The sequence below is a fragment of the Bradyrhizobium sp. SZCCHNRI3043 genome (genome assembly GCF_032377735.1).
In the GTDB taxonomy this organism is placed as follows: Bacteria; Pseudomonadota; Alphaproteobacteria; order Rhizobiales; family Xanthobacteraceae; genus Bradyrhizobium.
In genome coordinates, this window is sequence record NZ_JAUHID010000001.1 from 1,033,652 (window position 1) to 1,048,638 (window position 14,987).

Here is a 14,987-nt window from a genome sequence, read left to right on the forward strand (position 1 = left end):
CATGTATGTCGCCGTGAAAGGTGGCGAGCGCGCCATCGAGAACGCGCACCGGCTGCTGGCGCATGAGCGCCGGGGTGATCGCGACGTGCCGGAGCTGTCGCTGGTGCAGATCTCCGAGCAGTTGGGGCTTGCCGTCGATCGCGTGATGAGCGAAGGCTCGCTGTACGACCGCGAGCTCGCGGCGCTCGCAATCAAGCAGGCACGGGGTGATCTGATCGAGGCGATCTTCCTGGTGCGCGCCTTCCGCGCGACCCTGCCGCGCTTCGGTGCGACCGAGCCGGTCGACACCGGTGCGATGCGGGTGCAGCGGCGCGTCTCGTCGACCTTCAAGGACATTCCCGGCGGCCAGGTGCTCGGGCCGACCTTCGACTATACGCATCGGCTGCTCGATCCGCAGTTGGCGGCAGGCGCCGAGCCGGAGCCGCCGGCCCGTGCCGAGGCGCCGAATGCGCCGACGCCACGTGTCACCGACATTCTCGGCCAGGACGGCTTGATCGAGCCGTCGCCGCAAGCCGAGGTTGGCGCGCCGGTCGGCGATCTCACCCGCGATCCTCTGAGCTTTCCCGCCGATCGTGATCTGCGGTTGCAGAATCTCGCACGCGGTGATGAGGGATTTCTGCTCGCGCTCGGCTACTCGACCCAGCGCGGCTATGGCCGCAACCATCCCTTTGCCGGCGAAATCCGCTTCGGCGAAGTCGAGGTCGAGTTCTTGGCCGAGGAGATCGGCTTTGCGGTGCCGCTCGGATCGGTCGAGCTGACCGAATGCCAGATGGTGAACCAGTTCAAGGGGTCGGCGACCGAACCGCCGTGCTTCACGCGCGGTTATGGCCTCGCCTTCGGGCAGAGCGAGCGCAAGACGATGTCGATGGCCCTCGTCGACCGAGCCTTGCGCGCGCGCGAGCTCGGCGAGGATATGGTTGCACCGGCGCAGGATGAGGAGTTCGTGATGTCGCACTCCGACAATGTGCAGGCGACCGGGTTCGTCGAGCATCTGAAGCTGCCGCATTATGTCGACTTCCAGTCCGAGCTCGGCCTGCTGCGCAAGCTGCGCCAGGAATTCGCCGAGGCCAATGCCGCTCCTGAATTGAAGGAAGCTGCGGAATGAACGCGCCGACGTACAACTTCGCTTATCTCGACGAGCAGACCAAGCGGATGATCCGCCGCGCGATCCTGAAGGCGATCGCGATTCCCGGCTATCAGGTGCCGTTCGCGAGCCGCGAGATGCCGATGCCCTATGGCTGGGGCACCGGCGGCGTGCAGGTCACCGCCGCCATTCTCGGTCCCGACGATGTGCTCAAGGTCATTGACCAGGGCTCGGACGATACGACAAATGCGATCTCGATTCGCAAGTTCTTCGCCAAGACCGCGGGCGTCGCGACCACGACGTCGACGGAAGAGGCGAGCGTGATTCAGACCCGTCACCGAATTCCCGAGGCGCCGCTTCACGAGGGGCAGGTGCTGGTCTATCAGGTGCCGATCCCGGAGCCGCTGCGCTTTCTCGAGCCGCGCGAGACCGAGACCCGCCGCATGCATGCGCTGGCCGAGTATGGCCTGATGCACGTCAAGCTCTATGAGGACATCGCACGTTTCGGTCATATCGCGACCTCCTACGCCTATCCGGTCAAGGTCAATGCGCGCTACGTGATGGATCCGTCACCGACGCCCAAGTTCGACAATCCCAAGATGGACAATTGCCCGGCGCTGCAATTGTTCGGTGCGGGACGCGAGAAGCGAATCTATGCCATTCCGCCCTATACGCCGGTCGTCTCGCTGGATTTCGAGGACCATCCGTTCACGCGTTACAAGTTCGACGCGCCCTGCGCGCTGTGCGGCGCGGAGGATTCCTATCTGGACGAGATCGTGACCGACGACAAGGGCAGCCGCATGTTCGTGTGCTCCGATACCGATTACTGCGAGGGCCGCCAGGCGTCCGGACATCGTGGCGCGCAGAGCGCCGCCCCGCACAGGGAGAGCGCCCATGGCTGAGATGATCAGCGCCTCCGATCAGCCGCTGCTCGTCGCCGAGGGGCTTGCAAAGAGCTACGGCCGGTTGGCGGCATGCCGCGACGTCTCCTTCGTGCTCTATCCAGGCGAGGTGCTCGCCATTGTCGGCGAGTCCGGCTCGGGCAAATCGACACTCTTGCAGATGTTGTCGGCGCAACTGGCGCCGACGGCTGGCCGCGTGTCCTATCGGATGCGTGACGGGGTGCTGCGCGATCTTGCCGGGCTCGGGGAGGCCGAACGCCGTTTTCTGTTCCGCACCGATTGGGGCTATGTCCATCAGGACCCGGCGCAAGGCCTGCGCATGGCGGTTTCGGCGGGCGCCAATGTCGGCGAGCGGCTGATGGCGGTCGGCTGGAATAACTATGGCCGGATCAGGCAGACCGCCTCGTCATGGCTCGCGCGCGTGGAGATCGACGTCGCCCGCATCGACGATGCGCCGCGGACCTATTCCGGCGGCATGCGGCAGCGGCTGCAGATCGCGCGCAATCTCGTGACCGAGCCCAGGCTCGTGTTCATGGATGAGCCGACTGGGGGGCTCGACGTATCCGTGCAGGCGCGCCTGCTCGATCTGATGCGCAGCCTCGTCAACGAGCTCGGCCTCGCCGCCATCGTCGTGACCCACGATCTGGCCGTGGCGCGGTTGCTGTCTCATCGTGTGATGGTCATGAAGGAGGGGCGGGTGATCGAGACCGGTCTCACCGACCAGGTGCTCGATGATCCGCGCGAGCCTTACACGCAGCTCCTCGTGTCCTCGATCCTGCCGCCATGATGCAATTGGGCCCAATGCGATGACCGTGATGATCGATGTCGAGAATGCAGAGAAGACCTTCACCATGCATCTGCAGGGCGGCATACCGCTGCCCGTGGTGCGCGGCGTGTCGTTCCAGGTCAAGGCGGGCGAATGCGTCGTGTTGTCGGGACCGTCGGGCGCGGGCAAGTCGTCGATCCTGAAGATGATCTTCGGCAACTACCGTTGCGATGGCGGCCGCATCGGCGTCCGGCACCAGGGCGAGATGACCAATCTCGCCGGCGCCGAGCCGCGCCTGGTCCTGAATGCGAGGCGGCAGACCATCGGCTATGTCAGCCAGTTCCTGCGCGCGGTGCCGCGCGTCCCTGCACTCGATGTCGTTGCCGAACCGCTGCTCGCGGCCGGCTTGCCGCGCGACGATGCGCGGGTGCGGGCGGGTGGGCTGCTGCGACGGCTGAACATTCCCGAACGGCTGTGGTCGCTGCCGCCATCGACCTTCTCGGGCGGCGAGCAGCAGCGGGTCAACATCGCACGCGGCTTCATCTCCGAAGTTCCGGTGCTGTTGCTCGACGAGCCGACCGCGTCGCTCGATGCGGCGAACCGCGCGGTCGTGGTCGACCTGATCGCAGCGAAGAAGAAGGACGGAGTGGCGATGCTCGCGATCGTGCATGATGACGAGATCCGCGCCCAGATTGCGGATCGCATGGTCGACGTCATGACATTCGCCGCGGCGGCGTAAAGGGACAAATTGCAGATGAGCGCGAACATGTCCGATCTCGTGATAGGAAATGCCAGGCTGGTCCTCGCCGACCGCGTCGTCGAGCAGGGCTGGGTGGCGATCGCGGGAGGCCGGATCGCCGAACTGGGCGAGGGGGCAGCGCCGGTTGGCAGCCTGGATGCCGGCGGCGACCTGTTGATGCCCGGCCTGGTCGAACTGCACACTGATCACCTCGAAGCGCATTTCGTGCCGCGCCCGAAAGTCTACTGGGATCCCGTTGCTGCCGTCATTTCCTATGACGGGCAGCTCGCGACCGCGGGCATCACGACGGTGCTGGATTCGCTGCGGGTGTGGAGCGAAGAGGGCGCCGAGGGCGTCGACGGCCAGGCCAATGTGCTCGCGGATGCGATCGCGACGGCGCGCGACGGCGGGTTGCTGCGGTCCGATCACTTCCTGCATCTGCGCTGCGAGGTGCCAATGCCGACCGTAGTCGAGGAGGCGCGGCAGCTGGCCGGGCGCCCGGATGTGCGGCTGATGTCGCTGATGGATCATACGCCCGGGCAGCGCCAGTTTCGCGACGAAGGCAAGCTGCGCGACTACTATCGCGGCAAGAGCGGCGGCAAGACCGATGCAGAGCTCGACGTGATGTTCGCGCGGCGATTCGCCTATCAGCAGGCCTATGCGGCGCCGAACATGCGCGACATCGTTGCGCTGGCGAAGACCCATGACGTGCCCCTGGCCAGTCATGACGACACCACCGAGGAGAACGTCGCGGACGCGATCAAGGACGGCATCGCAGTCGCGGAGTTTCCAACCACGATGGAAGCCGCGCGGGGCCTTCACCAGGCGGGCATCAGCATCCTGATGGGCGCTCCCAACGTCGTGCGCGGCGGGTCTCACTCCGGCAACATCGCCGCCGTGGACCTCGCGCGCGAGGGCCTGCTCGACATTCTGTCGTCGGACTACGTACCGTCGAGCCTGCTGATGGGCGCGCTGCAATTGCCGCAGCGGGTGCCTTCCATCGATCTTGCCGCAGCCGTCCGCACCGTCACCAAGGCGCCCGCCGATGCCGTCGGCCTGCATGATCGCGGCGAGATCGCCGCAGGCAAGCGTGCGGACTTGATCCGCGTTCATGTCGCGGGCCAGTTGTCGGTCGTGCGCAGCGTCTGGCGGGAAGGGCAGCGGGTGGCATGAGCGGAACCGAGGTTGCATCGGCGAAGACATCCGAGAAGCTCGGTCCCGGCCGCCTGATCCTGGTGGTCGGGCCGAGCGGCGCGGGCAAGGACACCTTGCTCAACGTGGCGCGCCGCGAATGCGCCAGCGATGACCGGATCGTTTTTCCGCGGCGGATCGTCACGCGCGAGGCCTCGGCTTTCGAGGACAATCTCGAGATGAGCGCGTCCGCTTTTCGTGAGGCGCTCGGCGCCGGTGAGTTCGCGCTGCATTGGGAGGCCCACGGACATGACTACGGCGTGCCGCGCGCGATCAAGGATGACATCCTGGCCGGCCGCACCGTGGTCGTGAACGTCTCGCGAACGATTATTCCCGCCGCGCGCCGGGACTATGCCGACGTCATCGTCGTCGCCATCACTGCGCCGGCGGATGTTCTCGCCGAACGGCTCGGCAAGCGGCACCGTCCGAGCGACGGCGACATCGGCGAGCGCCTTCACCGCGCGGTGAGCGAAGACGCCGTGGCGGACATAACGATCGTCAATGTCGGCGATCCCGAGCCGCACGGTCACAGGCTTGCGGAAATCATCAAGCGGCCGATTGACGCAGAACCGATCGGCTCCAAGGGAGGACGCGGCCATGTCGGTCATCACCACGATTGAGCAGCTCGAGGCGATCTATGGCGAGACGGGGCTCGCATCGACGGCGAAGGTGGCAGATCGCGTGACGCCGCACTACCGGATCATGATCGAGAAGTCGCCGTTCGTGGCGCTCGCGACCTGCGGTCCTGAAGGTCTCGACTGTTCGCCCCGCGGCGATCTTCCCGGCTTCATCCGTATCCACGATGACAAGACCCTGATGATGCCGGATCGCCGCGGCAACAATCGCGTGGATTCCCTGCGCAATATTGTGCGTGATCCGCGGATCGGTCTGCTGTTCCTGATTCCGGGATCGGGCAATACGCTGCGTGTGAACGGACACGGTCATCTGTCGACGGCTCCCGATCTGTTGGAGTCGTTCCGGATGGAAGGCAAGCTGCCGCGCTCCGTCCTGGTCATGACGGTGGAAGAGATCTACTTCCAATGTGCCCGCGCGATCGTTCGTGCCGATCTCTGGAACCCGGGCAAGCGGGTCGACCCGCAGCAACTGCCGACGCCGGGACAGATTCTTGCGGCGATGACGGCCAACGATATCGACGGCGCGGCGTACGATCGCGAGTGGCCCGAGCGCGCGCGGAAATCCTTGTGGTGAATTCGGCGCGCGGCTCTTCGAAAAGGGAAGGCCGGGCTCCGAAAGATCAGGCTGCGACGTCGAGCAGGCGTGAGGATCCTCTGATGAGAACCTTGCGCCCGGCGACGGTGAGCGTCGCGGCGCCATTGTCGATTGCGACGAGTCCAAATGCAGTGAGCTCGTCGACAATCACGCCGTTCAGCCTGCGGCGTTCACGCGCGGGAATGCGAAGCGCCTTCAGCGTCTCCCATTGGTCCGGCGTGAGCTCGTGTTCGATTTCCGCGTTCATGCTGCCTCGAATGTTGACGTCCCGCACCCGTCTTAGAAAGTCCGCGTGACGAAGATGCGACCTTCATGCATCCGTACTGATACGGTTCACGTCATTACGCTCGAACCCGCCGGCGATTAATTCAAATTTGAATGATCGCGAATGTGGTGCTGCATTGCAGCTCGCCGTGTTGGTAGCGGTGAACGATCGTCCGGCGTTAACAGATAATTAAGGTGTGTGGGCGGCGCACAACGGTAACGCCTCTGTCACATCGGTGTGTCAAACGGCGCCATCGTCCTGCTCGAATCGGCCGGCGCATGTTTGAAACGAAACACGTTGAATGGCTGACCTGACCGACGTTTCGCCGCTGCAGTCGAACCGCAGAATCTGGTTGCGCAGCCTGGGCGGACTGGCCCTGAGCCTCTCGATTGCGGCTGTGGCCGTGTATGTCCTGGCACGCGCCGTCAAGAAGCTCGACTTCGCTCATGTTCTGTCGATCGTCGAGGCCACGGACCTTCATCTGATCGCGATGGCGCTGGCGTTCATCGTCCTCTCCTACGCCAGCCTCACGCTCTACGACGTGTTCGCGTTGCGGACGATTGGCCGGCGGGACATTCCCTATCGCGCGGCCGCGCTCGGCAGCTTCACGAGCTACCCGATTGCGCACGGCATCGGCGCGGTCGCGTTGATCTCACCGCTGGTTCGATATCGGATCTACGCGCCGTACCGGCTCGGTGCGATCGACATCGCCAATATCAGCTTCCTCACCGGACTGACCTTCTGGCTCGGAAATCTCACCGCGCTCGGCCTGAGCTTGATGATTGATCCGGACGCCTTCGGATGGGTGGAGTATTGGCCGCCGGCGCTCAACCGTCTCGTTGCCGCGGCACTGCTTTGCGCCGTTGCCGCCTTCGTCGTGTGGAGCTGGCCGGGGCGGCGAAGCGCCCGCTGGCCCGTTCGATTGCCGTCCGGGCCCGCTGTGCTGCTGCAGATCCTGGTCGGACTGGTCGAGCTCAGCACCGCGGCGCTGGCAATGTACGTCCTCATGCCGGCGGAACTCGGCATCGATCTCGCGCGGTTGATGGCGGTCTTCATTGCCGCGACCTTGCTTGGATTTGCCAGCCATGCCCCGGCCGGCATCGGCCTGTTCGATGCAACGATCCTGCTGGGCCTGGGCGGCGATCAGGAGCGGCTGCTCGCGGCGCTGCTGATCTTCCGCGCGCTCTATCACCTGCTGCCGTTCGTGCTCGCCCTCGCCGTGTTCGGCAGCGTCGAACTCTCGCGATCCTGCCGGAGATCGTCGCCCGTGTCAGACCGGCGAGTTCAGCTTCAGCCCGATCATGCCGGTGATGATCAGCGTGAGGCAGAACAGCCGCGTCGGATCCGCCGGCTCGCTGTAGAGGATCATGCCGGCGAGGATGCTCCCGGCCGCGCCGATCCCGGTCCATACCGCATAGGCGGTGCCAAACGGCAGTGAGCGCAGCGCGAGCGACATCATCGCGAAGCTGAGCAGAATGGCGATCATGGTGGCGACGCTGGGCCAGAAGCGCGTCAATCCGTCGGAATGCTTCAGGCCGAGCGCCCAGATGATCTCGAGAGCTCCAGCCGCGAACAGAGCAAGCCAGCCGTTCATGAGGGCCGTGCACCCAACGGCGTGACATCGCCCACGGATCCGAGGCCGGCCTCGCGAAGCCGCGGATCGCCTGCACCCAGCAGTCCGGCCATTTCGTCATCTCCGCGCCGGTCGAACCTGCCGTCCATCTGCATGGTTTGCGCGACGCGCATATGACAGCTGCGAGCGCCACGCAGTCATCGGCGTGCGTCGGGTCTATCTCTCCTCCATCATCGTGAATACGAATCCCGTCAGCGTCGCGCCGACAGCAAAGGACAGCGTCAACACACCGACGAAGATCACGAACGTCACGTGCGGATCGAGACTATGGGCGATCAGGGTCGAGATGCCGAACGCATCCAGTTGGGTCAGCGCGAAGGCGAAGCCGAGCCCCATGGCGATGCCCATGAAGGTGTGGCAGGCCAACTCGATCAGGATGGCCAGATAGATCGCTGCGCTGCGTCGTTTGGGCGGCATGGGGCTCGGACTCCACGCTATGGCCCATGAACGCTGGAACGGCGAACGTTGTTCCTGTGCCGGCTGGCAAAGCCGATTGCCAAACCGAGCCGACAGCGGCTACGGATGACCGAGGTTCGGCCGCGGAAGAACAAGGGCTCGAACGGCCCGCAAGGGCGCCGGCGCGGCGTCGCGCAATCCGACAGGGAGGATGACAACCCATGACGAACGCCATTCGTTTCCACAAGACCGGCGGTCCCGAGGTCCTCACTTGGGAGCAGATCGAGGTCGGCAAGCCCGGCCCCGGCGAGGCGCGCATCCGCCATACGGCGGTCGGGCTCAACTTCATCGACATCTACAATCGCTCCGGGCTCTATCCGGTCCAGCTTCCGAGCGGACTGGGCAGCGAGGGCGCCGGTGTGATCGAGGAACTGGGCGAAGGGGTGACGGACCTGAAGGTGGGCGACCGCGTCGCCTACGGCTCGTCGCCGCTCGGCGCCTATTCAGAGGCGCGGCTGATGCCGGCCGCGCTGCTGCTGAAGCTGCCCGATGACATCGATGACAAGACCGCCGCGGCGATGATGCTCAAGGGCCTGACCGCCCAGTACCTGATCCGGCAGACCTACCGCGTCAAGGCGGGCGAGACCATCCTGCTGCATGCCGCCGCCGGCGGCGTCGGCCTCATCCTCAGCCAGTGGGCCAAGCACCTCGGTGCCACCGTCATCGGCACGGTATCCAGCGACGACAAGGCGCAACTGGCCAGGGCGCATGGCTGCGAGCATACCATCGTCTATACGCGCGAGGACTTCGTCGCGCGCGTCGGCGAGATCACCGGCGGCAAGAAGGTGCCTGTCGTCTATGACTCCGTCGGCAAGGACACGTTCCTGAAGTCGCTCGATTGCCTCGCGCCGCTCGGCTACGCCGTGCTGTTTGGCCAGTCCTCGGGCGCCGTCGATCCGCTCAATCTCGGGCTGCTCGCCCAAAAGGGCTCGCTGTTCGTGACCCGGCCGACGCTGTTCACCTACGCGGCCAAGCGTGAAAGCCTGGTCGCGATGGCCAACGAATTGTTCGACGTGGTCAAGTCGGGCGCGGTGAAGATCGAGGTCAATCAGACCTATCCGCTCAAGGACGCGGCCCGGGCACACGCCGATCTCGCGGCGCGCAAGACGACCGGCTCGACCGTCTTTCTGGTTTGACTTGGTTTGAGGCATCCGTCCGAGGTGAGCCTGTTGCAGACGCAGGCTCACCCGTTTCGTTGGCGCGGCGTGCGACACGGGCCGGCGCAGTCCGGTCAAACCTGCTCGTGCTTGCGCAGATCGCGAAGGTGATCGAACTGGACCGCCTGCAGGTCGGCGTCCCGCCCATCGATCTCGGGCAGGGCGGCTTCGGACATGATATCGGCCGTGATGTCGGCAACCGACCGGTCGACGATCTCGTGGATGAAGCTGACGTTCGAGTATTCCCCCGACGCGATACGCGCAACGACGTCGCGCCGGGTCATTTCAGGATCGACCACGGCCTCGCGTCCGCGCCGGCCGTAGTCGATCATCACGACGAAATACTGCATGGAGCGCCAGTTCGCCTTCGGCTGACTGTGATGCTCCATTATTTCTTTAAATCAGAATTTTGTCAAGGCTGATTCGGTCCACCCTCGCCTCACCGACTCCATCCCCAGCCTGCGCGGCCGTGACCACACCGGCATCAGCACAGAAATAGTCCAGGCGATGTGACGTGGCGTGCGGAAGCATGTTCCTGTACGCCATGAGGACCGCGTCGTCGCCCATCACTGCACGTTGAACGTCGCGCCGGGACATTCGGTGGTCACGCTGATCGGGATCCCCTGCGCCGCCGCCGCTGTCGGCTTCGGCTTCGCAACCACCTTCCAGCGGCCGGGCTTGTTCAGCCAATATCTGTGCCTCGATGTCGCAATGCGGCGCTCGGTATAGGTCGTGCCCTTCCAGATCAAGGGGCCCTTCGGCTTCGGTGCCGCGACCTCATGCCACGGTCCGAACTCGCCGAAGTCCATGAACCACAGATGCCATTCGAGCTTCTGATATTCATGATGGGACGCGACCACCTCGACGATGGGGCGGCCGTTCAGCCACGACACCTCGTCCTCGAGTGGCTTGATCTGCTGGCAACGGGTATGCAACGGCTCCTGAACGCGAAGCAGATCGTCTCGCTGGCTTTGCGTGAGCATCGCCGAGGTGACGGGCAGTCCCACGTTCGGATCATCGGCCGGATATGAGCAGATCGGCACCGTCGGCGGCCCCTGGCCCGTCCAGGGATTGTTGCTGCAATAGACTCGCCTGGTCACCGACGAAATGCCGGTGGTCGCCGTTTCCTCCGCCTTTCCGGTTTCCCGGTCCCAGACACCGCTGAACGTCGTCTTTTGATTCGGCGGACAGGCCACGGTCTTGTGGGCCGTCCACCAGTGCGAAACCTCGAATTCATAGTACGAGTAGCGCGGCTCTGGATACAGCACGGCTCTGACGCTGGTCAGCGCGTGGTGCGCTTCGCACGCCGTCCCATAGGTATCCAGCCAGCACACGAGGTGGAAGTTTTCGTTCGGCCAGCATCCCGCACGCGCCGACGACGTGAAGCCGAGTGCGGCGATCACCAAGGTAAAGGCAAGAAGATATCTCCGCATGGCGTTTCCCCCATATCCTGCCTGTGCAGCCACAGGTTGAAGATAAGTTTGCTCCGGCGCGGCGCCTGGTCGTTGATCGGGATCAATCCGCTTGCGCGACGTCGGCAACGTCGGCCGGATATCGGCGATGAGGCGACGGCGCAGCAGGTCCGGCTCGCTGGCAGCCCCTGGATCGTCGGGGCGGGTCCCCCGCTTGGAGCCGAGATAGCGGAAGACCAGCCTGTCCCACCGCCGCCTCCGAATGCCGACTGCTACGTCCATGGCGATGAGCTGCGGGTCGAGGACTGATCCGGGCGCCGGGCGCGGCTGGTGGCAAGGCGTCATGCCCGTCGGGCAAATCAGGGTCGATGCGCCCGCACGATGGTCCGTTCATGGCATTCGATCGCCTGCAGACGACGTGTGCGGAAACGCTTGTTTTGGGCGAGGCTTCAACGCATTGCCCCGGTCTGGCCCGCCGGGCCGAAAAATTCTTCTTTCTCTTTTTCAGAATTCATGATTGTCTACGCGCATCCCGCCTCATGAAGAGGGGCGTATCGCGGTCGTCACGACACGTGGAGGCGGGGAGTGATGGGCGAGCCGGTTTGCAGCGTGGTCATTCGCGCAGACGAACAACACCGGCTCGTACGGTCAAGTCGCGTGGTCCTGATACTCCGATGCCGGTATCAAGCCTGCGCCGGCGCTGACAGCGCCGCGTGGGTGACGGTGACCAACAAGCCCGGCGCACCGGGGAGAACGCGAAGCAGCCGTGAAAACCATCGCGCAGGGAGGGCCGGATCGTTCCGGCTGGACCTGTGGTACCTGCCGCCTGCATTTTTTGAGCAGGCGGGCCACGGGCCTCAGTCGAGGTCCGGCCTTCCCTGCCCCCTCTCGTTTGAAGAGGGTGAGACCACTGTATCACTCGGACGCCTGGGGCGCCGCGAGGCTATGGACGCACATCCCCATATGTCGCTCAGAATTGTTGATCACGACGGCGCAACAGGCGCGGTGCCCACCCTTCCCTGGAGGGGGCCTGGAGGGGGGATGGAGGGGGAGCGCCTCGGCGTCCCCCGCATCCGGTCTCGAGTCTTACTTGTTCGCCGCGCGGGCGCGCGACTTGGCGGCCGCCTTGGCGCGGATCCGCGAGATCTGGCCGCGCGGCAGGGTGACGAAGATCTCGCCGATCCAATCCAGCTTGACGCCGACGATCGGCTTGGCGTTGAAGCTCTTCAAATTGACCACGGACGGCGATTTGCCGCGCTCGATCGTCTTCAGGTAGCGCTCGCCGGACTTGAGGCGCACCACCGCCTCCTCGCCGTAGAAGCTCGACAGCGGGTGGCGCTGCTCGCGGTAGACGACGATCACGTCGCCATTCTCATATTTCGGCAGCATCGAATCACCGGAGACCTCGAAGGCGATGGTCTCCTCGGAGATCGGGAAGGGCAGGGCGACCTCGCCGAGGCCCTCGACCGGCACCTGCTCGTAATCCGGCTCGATCACCGAGCCGGCGCCGACCCGTCCCATGACGGGGACCGAATTGAGCTCGAGATACTCCGTAATGAGCGGAATCTCGGCCGCCTTGATCAGGCGCTGGCCGCCGAGGATCTCGGAGACCGCCCCCGGCCGCACGCCCATGGCGCGGGCCAACCCTCCTTTCGTCTTTCCTGGCTTCTCGAGTGCACGCTCGATCATGGCGACGTCCAACATGGCTTTGACCTCTTTTGCGAATCTCGGAAGGGATTATATGTTTCGAATAATCAGAACTCAAGCTTGACTTTTTGTTCGGAATATCGGAAGATTTGGCCGTCGGGTGGAGCCGGCGGGTCCGGCGGCCCCGACCCAGAAGGAAGAGCGAGAATGCAATCCACCGATTGGCCAGACCAACATTCCAAAATGCTGTGCGAGCTTCATGCCCAGGGGCGGTCCTATGCCGAGATCGCGCGCGCCCTCAATGCGCAGTTCGGAACCGCCTATACGCGGAACGCGACGCTTGGCCGCGGCAAGCGGATCGGGCTGGTGGCGCCGGGCGGGCCGAAAGCCGCTCGATCCGAGCCCCGGCCGATGTCCGCGGCGACCCGAACCCGGCGGCGTAGCCCGGACGCGGCGGCGTGGCCGATGCCGTCCCCGCCGAAGCCTGCCGCGCCGGTCAGGCTGCGCTGCGTCGGCCTCAGCCCGCGCCTGCTGTCCCTCGACCAGCTCGAACGCAACGATTGCCGCTACCCCTATGGAGGCGACCGGGACGACGATCCCATCACCTTCTGCGGTCATCCGCGCCAGCCCGGCTCCTGCTACTGCACGCCGCATTACCATCTCACGCGGCTTCCGCCCGAGGAGACTGCCGTGCGCTCCGCCGGCCCTTTGATCCTGCGGCTGGTCGCCGCCGCGTAGAGCGCGGCAAACCCGACCCGAACTGACCCCATCCATTTTCCGGAGACGAGACATGGCGCGCCCCAGACGCAGCAAGCCCCATCGCATGTCCAAGACCCACGACCGGAGAGGTCACGACCTGCCGCGAAATGCAGACGTGATTCCCGTAGAGATCGACGATCCGCTGGCGCTTGAGCCCGGCGATAAGATCGTCGCATTGCGATCGGTCCGCAGCGACCCGCTCGGCCGGCTGCACGCGCACAAGCAGCTGGATGACGCCCAATACCGGGCCGGACGGGCGTTCCAGAATGATTGGGAGCGGGCCGAGCGGGGCCCGCAGGCGATCGATCCCTCGCGCGAGCACGTCGACGGCGCCCGTGGGCGCGAGCCGGTCACCGAAAGCCAGAGGCAGGCGGTGCTGCGGCTCAACCGCGCCGAGCGCGAGCTCGGCGCCGACGGGGCGGCGATCACCCATGACGTCCTGGTGCACGGCCTGACCATGGAGCAGATCGGACACAAGCGGGGGCTCGCCAGCCAGCGCTGGAATGATTATTTCGCCCGGCGCTTCAAGGAGTGCCTGGACCGGCTGGCCGTGGTCTACGGGTTTTCCACCGACAGGATCGCCAGGAAATGCGATGGGGCCGTGCGATCGGGCCGTCGGGGCGAGAGCTAACGGCCGGCACGACCGGCGCTCGTACCGTCGTCGACGGGTACGAGCGCCGGTCGGACAATCGTTTTCCCTCAGGGATGCGGCGTCACGACATAAGTGGTGCTGTAGGGCTCGACGCGCAGCGAGGCATGCGACAGCAAACCGATCTTGGCCGAAGGCGTCATCTGCAGCTCGCCGTTCGGGCCGCGATGAACGTTGTACTGCCAGGCCGCGAGGTCGCCTTTCTGCGCCAGTGCGCGCGCAACGGCGCTGGCATCGCTGCCGCCGATCGTCGCCAACTCGTCGCTATTGAGACCGATGACGATCTCGTCCTTGACGGTCACCACCTTGAACAGCGAGGTCGCGCTGTCGCCGGCCTTCGCCATCGAGGCAGCGAGCGACAGTGTGGCGAGGGTGATGAAGATCGGGCGTGTCAGTCTGGAAGGCATGAGGACTCCTGTTGCCGATGGCATGATGGACGGCGTCGGTGTGCAGCCATTGGTTCCCGACGGGCGGCCATCGGTTCGCAGAAATCGATGCGGCGGTGGGTTGAACCAGGGGGCGTGACGTCGCGTCTAAGCGCGATTGCGGGATGCGTACGTGCCGCCGGATGGCCGGGTTGGTCCTGAGTTGACACAGGTCAAGCTGCACGCCCGGACATGTTGTATCTGGGAACGAGTGAAGTGAAGGGTGATGCCATGTTCAGCGGGAAATATCGATCTCCTTCGGCCGGTGGAAAAATCGCGATTGCGGCCGTCGCGGCCATCGCCGTGGTGGCGAGCGCGCCGGCGCCAGCCCATGCGCGGCCGGCGGGTCCGGCCAACAAGTCGGCGGTCGCGACGGCGACAGCCGGCGATTTGACCGATCTCAGCGCTCGCCGGCGCTATCGCCGCGTCTACAGGGGCAATCCAGCCGCCGGCTTGGCCATCATGGGGGCAATGATCGGCACCATCGGCGCAATCGCCGCGCATCAGCACGACGACTACTATTACTATGGGCCCGGCTATTATCCCGGACCCGGCTATTACGGGCCGCCGCGGGTGTACTACGCACCGCGGCCATATTATGTTCGCCCGTATTACGGCCCGCCCGGTTACTACTACAGTCCGTACTGACGTGACGCGGCGCTCCGTCGATGT

General features: G+C 65.0%; 18 protein-coding genes. 11 read left to right on the plus strand and 7 right to left on the minus strand.

All coding sequences use genetic code 11. The features are described from left to right. The first annotated feature begins 1 nt into the window (after position 1). The 7 genes from QX124_RS04950 to QX124_RS04980 are packed head-to-tail and all read left to right on the plus strand — an operon-like array spanning position 2 to position 5,891. On the plus strand, positions 2 to 1,105 hold the full coding sequence (locus QX124_RS04950) for a carbon-phosphorus lyase complex subunit PhnI (protein WP_315796511.1): 1,104 nt from the start codon (positions 2 to 4) through the stop codon (positions 1,103 to 1,105). Further along, positions 1,102 to 1,986: an alpha-D-ribose 1-methylphosphonate 5-phosphate C-P-lyase PhnJ gene (locus tag QX124_RS04955; RefSeq protein WP_315796512.1), complete on the plus strand. Its 885-nt coding sequence runs from the start codon at positions 1,102 to 1,104 to the stop codon at positions 1,984 to 1,986. The genes QX124_RS04950 and QX124_RS04955 overlap by 4 nt, the downstream gene beginning before the upstream one ends. Beyond that, complete coding sequence (phnK, locus tag QX124_RS04960) at positions 1,979 to 2,773, plus strand: phosphonate C-P lyase system protein PhnK (RefSeq protein WP_315771529.1); 795 nt, start codon at positions 1,979 to 1,981, stop codon at positions 2,771 to 2,773. Before QX124_RS04955 ends, phnK begins: the two co-directional genes overlap by 8 nt. 19 nt (positions 2,774 to 2,792) lie before the next feature. Further along, on the plus strand, positions 2,793 to 3,491 hold the full coding sequence (gene phnL, locus QX124_RS04965) for a phosphonate C-P lyase system protein PhnL (protein ID WP_315796513.1): 699 nt from the start codon (positions 2,793 to 2,795) through the stop codon (positions 3,489 to 3,491). A gap of 15 nt (positions 3,492 to 3,506) precedes the next feature. Continuing rightward, a complete protein-coding gene (locus QX124_RS04970; protein ID WP_315756178.1) occupies positions 3,507 to 4,664 on the plus strand; it encodes an alpha-D-ribose 1-methylphosphonate 5-triphosphate diphosphatase in 1,158 nt (385 codons plus the stop codon). Then, entirely contained in the window at positions 4,661 to 5,302 is a 642-nt protein-coding gene (gene phnN, locus QX124_RS04975; RefSeq protein WP_315796514.1) for a phosphonate metabolism protein/1,5-bisphosphokinase (PRPP-forming) PhnN, read from the plus strand. Before QX124_RS04970 ends, phnN begins: the two co-directional genes overlap by 4 nt. Then, entirely contained in the window at positions 5,280 to 5,891 is a 612-nt protein-coding gene (locus QX124_RS04980; protein WP_315796625.1) for a pyridoxamine 5'-phosphate oxidase family protein, read from the plus strand. The genes phnN and QX124_RS04980 overlap by 23 nt, the downstream gene beginning before the upstream one ends. A gap of 46 nt (positions 5,892 to 5,937) precedes the next feature. On the opposite strand, the gene QX124_RS04985 is transcribed toward QX124_RS04980, so the two are convergent. From QX124_RS04985 to QX124_RS04995, 3 genes are all read right to left on the minus strand, one after another. Then, complete coding sequence (locus tag QX124_RS04985; RefSeq protein ID WP_315741029.1) at positions 5,938 to 6,159, minus strand: hypothetical protein; 222 nt, start codon at positions 6,157 to 6,159, stop codon at positions 5,938 to 5,940. Between the two features lie 1,288 nt (positions 6,160 to 7,447). Then, positions 7,448 to 7,771, minus strand: coding sequence for a multidrug efflux SMR transporter (locus QX124_RS04990; protein ID WP_315796515.1), 324 nt, complete (start codon positions 7,769 to 7,771; stop codon positions 7,448 to 7,450). A 195-nt stretch (positions 7,772 to 7,966) separates the two neighbouring features. Further along, on the minus strand, positions 7,967 to 8,227 hold the full coding sequence (locus tag QX124_RS04995; protein WP_315756174.1) for a hypothetical protein: 261 nt from the start codon (positions 8,225 to 8,227) through the stop codon (positions 7,967 to 7,969). A 200-nt stretch (positions 8,228 to 8,427) separates the two neighbouring features. Here QX124_RS04995 and QX124_RS05000 point away from each other — a divergent pair, with 200 nt between their 5' ends. Then, positions 8,428 to 9,402: a quinone oxidoreductase gene (locus tag QX124_RS05000; RefSeq protein ID WP_315796516.1), complete on the plus strand. Its 975-nt coding sequence runs from the start codon at positions 8,428 to 8,430 to the stop codon at positions 9,400 to 9,402. A gap of 95 nt (positions 9,403 to 9,497) precedes the next feature. Here QX124_RS05000 and QX124_RS05005 read toward each other — a convergent pair whose 3' ends face one another. From QX124_RS05005 to QX124_RS05015, 3 genes are all read right to left on the minus strand, one after another. Further along, complete coding sequence (locus QX124_RS05005; RefSeq protein WP_315796626.1) at positions 9,498 to 9,773, minus strand: hypothetical protein; 276 nt, start codon at positions 9,771 to 9,773, stop codon at positions 9,498 to 9,500. 216 nt (positions 9,774 to 9,989) lie between these two features. Continuing rightward, positions 9,990 to 11,117 carry a hypothetical protein gene (locus tag QX124_RS05010; RefSeq protein WP_315796517.1) on the minus strand — a complete coding sequence of 376 codons (1,128 nt, stop codon included), beginning with the start codon at positions 11,115 to 11,117 and terminating at the stop codon, positions 9,990 to 9,992. Between the two features lie 804 nt (positions 11,118 to 11,921). Next, positions 11,922 to 12,539, minus strand: a complete 618-nt coding sequence (locus tag QX124_RS05015; protein WP_315739119.1) for a helix-turn-helix transcriptional regulator — start codon at positions 12,537 to 12,539, stop codon at positions 11,922 to 11,924. A gap of 150 nt (positions 12,540 to 12,689) precedes the next feature. Here QX124_RS05015 and QX124_RS05020 point away from each other — a divergent pair, with 150 nt between their 5' ends. After that, positions 12,690 to 13,220, plus strand: coding sequence for a GcrA family cell cycle regulator (locus QX124_RS05020; RefSeq protein WP_315771519.1), 531 nt, complete (start codon positions 12,690 to 12,692; stop codon positions 13,218 to 13,220). Between the two features lie 52 nt (positions 13,221 to 13,272). Beyond that, positions 13,273 to 13,872, plus strand: coding sequence for a DUF6456 domain-containing protein (locus tag QX124_RS05025; RefSeq protein ID WP_315796518.1), 600 nt, complete (start codon positions 13,273 to 13,275; stop codon positions 13,870 to 13,872). A 68-nt stretch (positions 13,873 to 13,940) separates the two neighbouring features. On the opposite strand, the gene QX124_RS05030 is transcribed toward QX124_RS05025, so the two are convergent. After that, the gene (locus tag QX124_RS05030) at positions 13,941 to 14,297 is read right to left on the minus strand and encodes a hypothetical protein (protein WP_315796519.1); all 357 of its coding nucleotides are present in this window, start codon (positions 14,295 to 14,297) and stop codon (positions 13,941 to 13,943) included. A gap of 249 nt (positions 14,298 to 14,546) precedes the next feature. Between QX124_RS05030 and QX124_RS05035 the strand changes: the two genes are divergently transcribed. Further along, positions 14,547 to 14,963 carry a hypothetical protein gene (locus QX124_RS05035; protein ID WP_315796520.1) on the plus strand — a complete coding sequence of 139 codons (417 nt, stop codon included), beginning with the start codon at positions 14,547 to 14,549 and terminating at the stop codon, positions 14,961 to 14,963. The last annotated feature ends 24 nt before the right edge of the window (positions 14,964 to 14,987 follow it).

Excerpts from the sequence above, each read along its gene's own strand:
- QX124_RS04950 (WP_315796511.1), top strand. The coding sequence starts at position 2 with ATGTATGTCGCCGTGAAAGGTGGCGAGCGCGCCATCGAGAACGCGCAC.
- QX124_RS04955 (WP_315796512.1), top strand. The coding sequence starts at position 1,102 with ATGAACGCGCCGACGTACAACTTCGCTTATCTCGACGAGCAGACCAAG.
- phnK (WP_315771529.1), top strand. The coding sequence starts at position 1,979 with ATGGCTGAGATGATCAGCGCCTCCGATCAGCCGCTGCTCGTCGCCGAG.
- phnL (WP_315796513.1), top strand. The coding sequence starts at position 2,793 with ATGACCGTGATGATCGATGTCGAGAATGCAGAGAAGACCTTCACCATG.
- QX124_RS04970 (WP_315756178.1), top strand. The coding sequence starts at position 3,507 with ATGAGCGCGAACATGTCCGATCTCGTGATAGGAAATGCCAGGCTGGTC.
- phnN (WP_315796514.1), top strand. The coding sequence starts at position 4,661 with ATGAGCGGAACCGAGGTTGCATCGGCGAAGACATCCGAGAAGCTCGGT.
- QX124_RS04980 (WP_315796625.1), top strand. The coding sequence starts at position 5,280 with ATGTCGGTCATCACCACGATTGAGCAGCTCGAGGCGATCTATGGCGAG.
- QX124_RS04985 (WP_315741029.1), bottom strand. The coding sequence starts at position 6,159 with ATGAACGCGGAAATCGAACACGAGCTCACGCCGGACCAATGGGAGACG.
- QX124_RS04990 (WP_315796515.1), bottom strand. The coding sequence starts at position 7,771 with ATGAACGGCTGGCTTGCTCTGTTCGCGGCTGGAGCTCTCGAGATCATC.
- QX124_RS04995 (WP_315756174.1), bottom strand. The coding sequence starts at position 8,227 with ATGCCGCCCAAACGACGCAGCGCAGCGATCTATCTGGCCATCCTGATC.
- QX124_RS05000 (WP_315796516.1), top strand. The coding sequence starts at position 8,428 with ATGACGAACGCCATTCGTTTCCACAAGACCGGCGGTCCCGAGGTCCTC.
- QX124_RS05005 (WP_315796626.1), bottom strand. The coding sequence starts at position 9,773 with ATGCAGTATTTCGTCGTGATGATCGACTACGGCCGGCGCGGACGCGAG.
- QX124_RS05010 (WP_315796517.1), bottom strand. The coding sequence starts at position 11,117 with ATGGACGTAGCAGTCGGCATTCGGAGGCGGCGGTGGGACAGGCTGGTC.
- QX124_RS05015 (WP_315739119.1), bottom strand. The coding sequence starts at position 12,539 with ATGTTGGACGTCGCCATGATCGAGCGTGCACTCGAGAAGCCAGGAAAG.
- QX124_RS05020 (WP_315771519.1), top strand. The coding sequence starts at position 12,690 with ATGCAATCCACCGATTGGCCAGACCAACATTCCAAAATGCTGTGCGAG.
- QX124_RS05025 (WP_315796518.1), top strand. The coding sequence starts at position 13,273 with ATGGCGCGCCCCAGACGCAGCAAGCCCCATCGCATGTCCAAGACCCAC.
- QX124_RS05030 (WP_315796519.1), bottom strand. The coding sequence starts at position 14,297 with ATGCCTTCCAGACTGACACGCCCGATCTTCATCACCCTCGCCACACTG.
- QX124_RS05035 (WP_315796520.1), top strand. The coding sequence starts at position 14,547 with ATGTTCAGCGGGAAATATCGATCTCCTTCGGCCGGTGGAAAAATCGCG.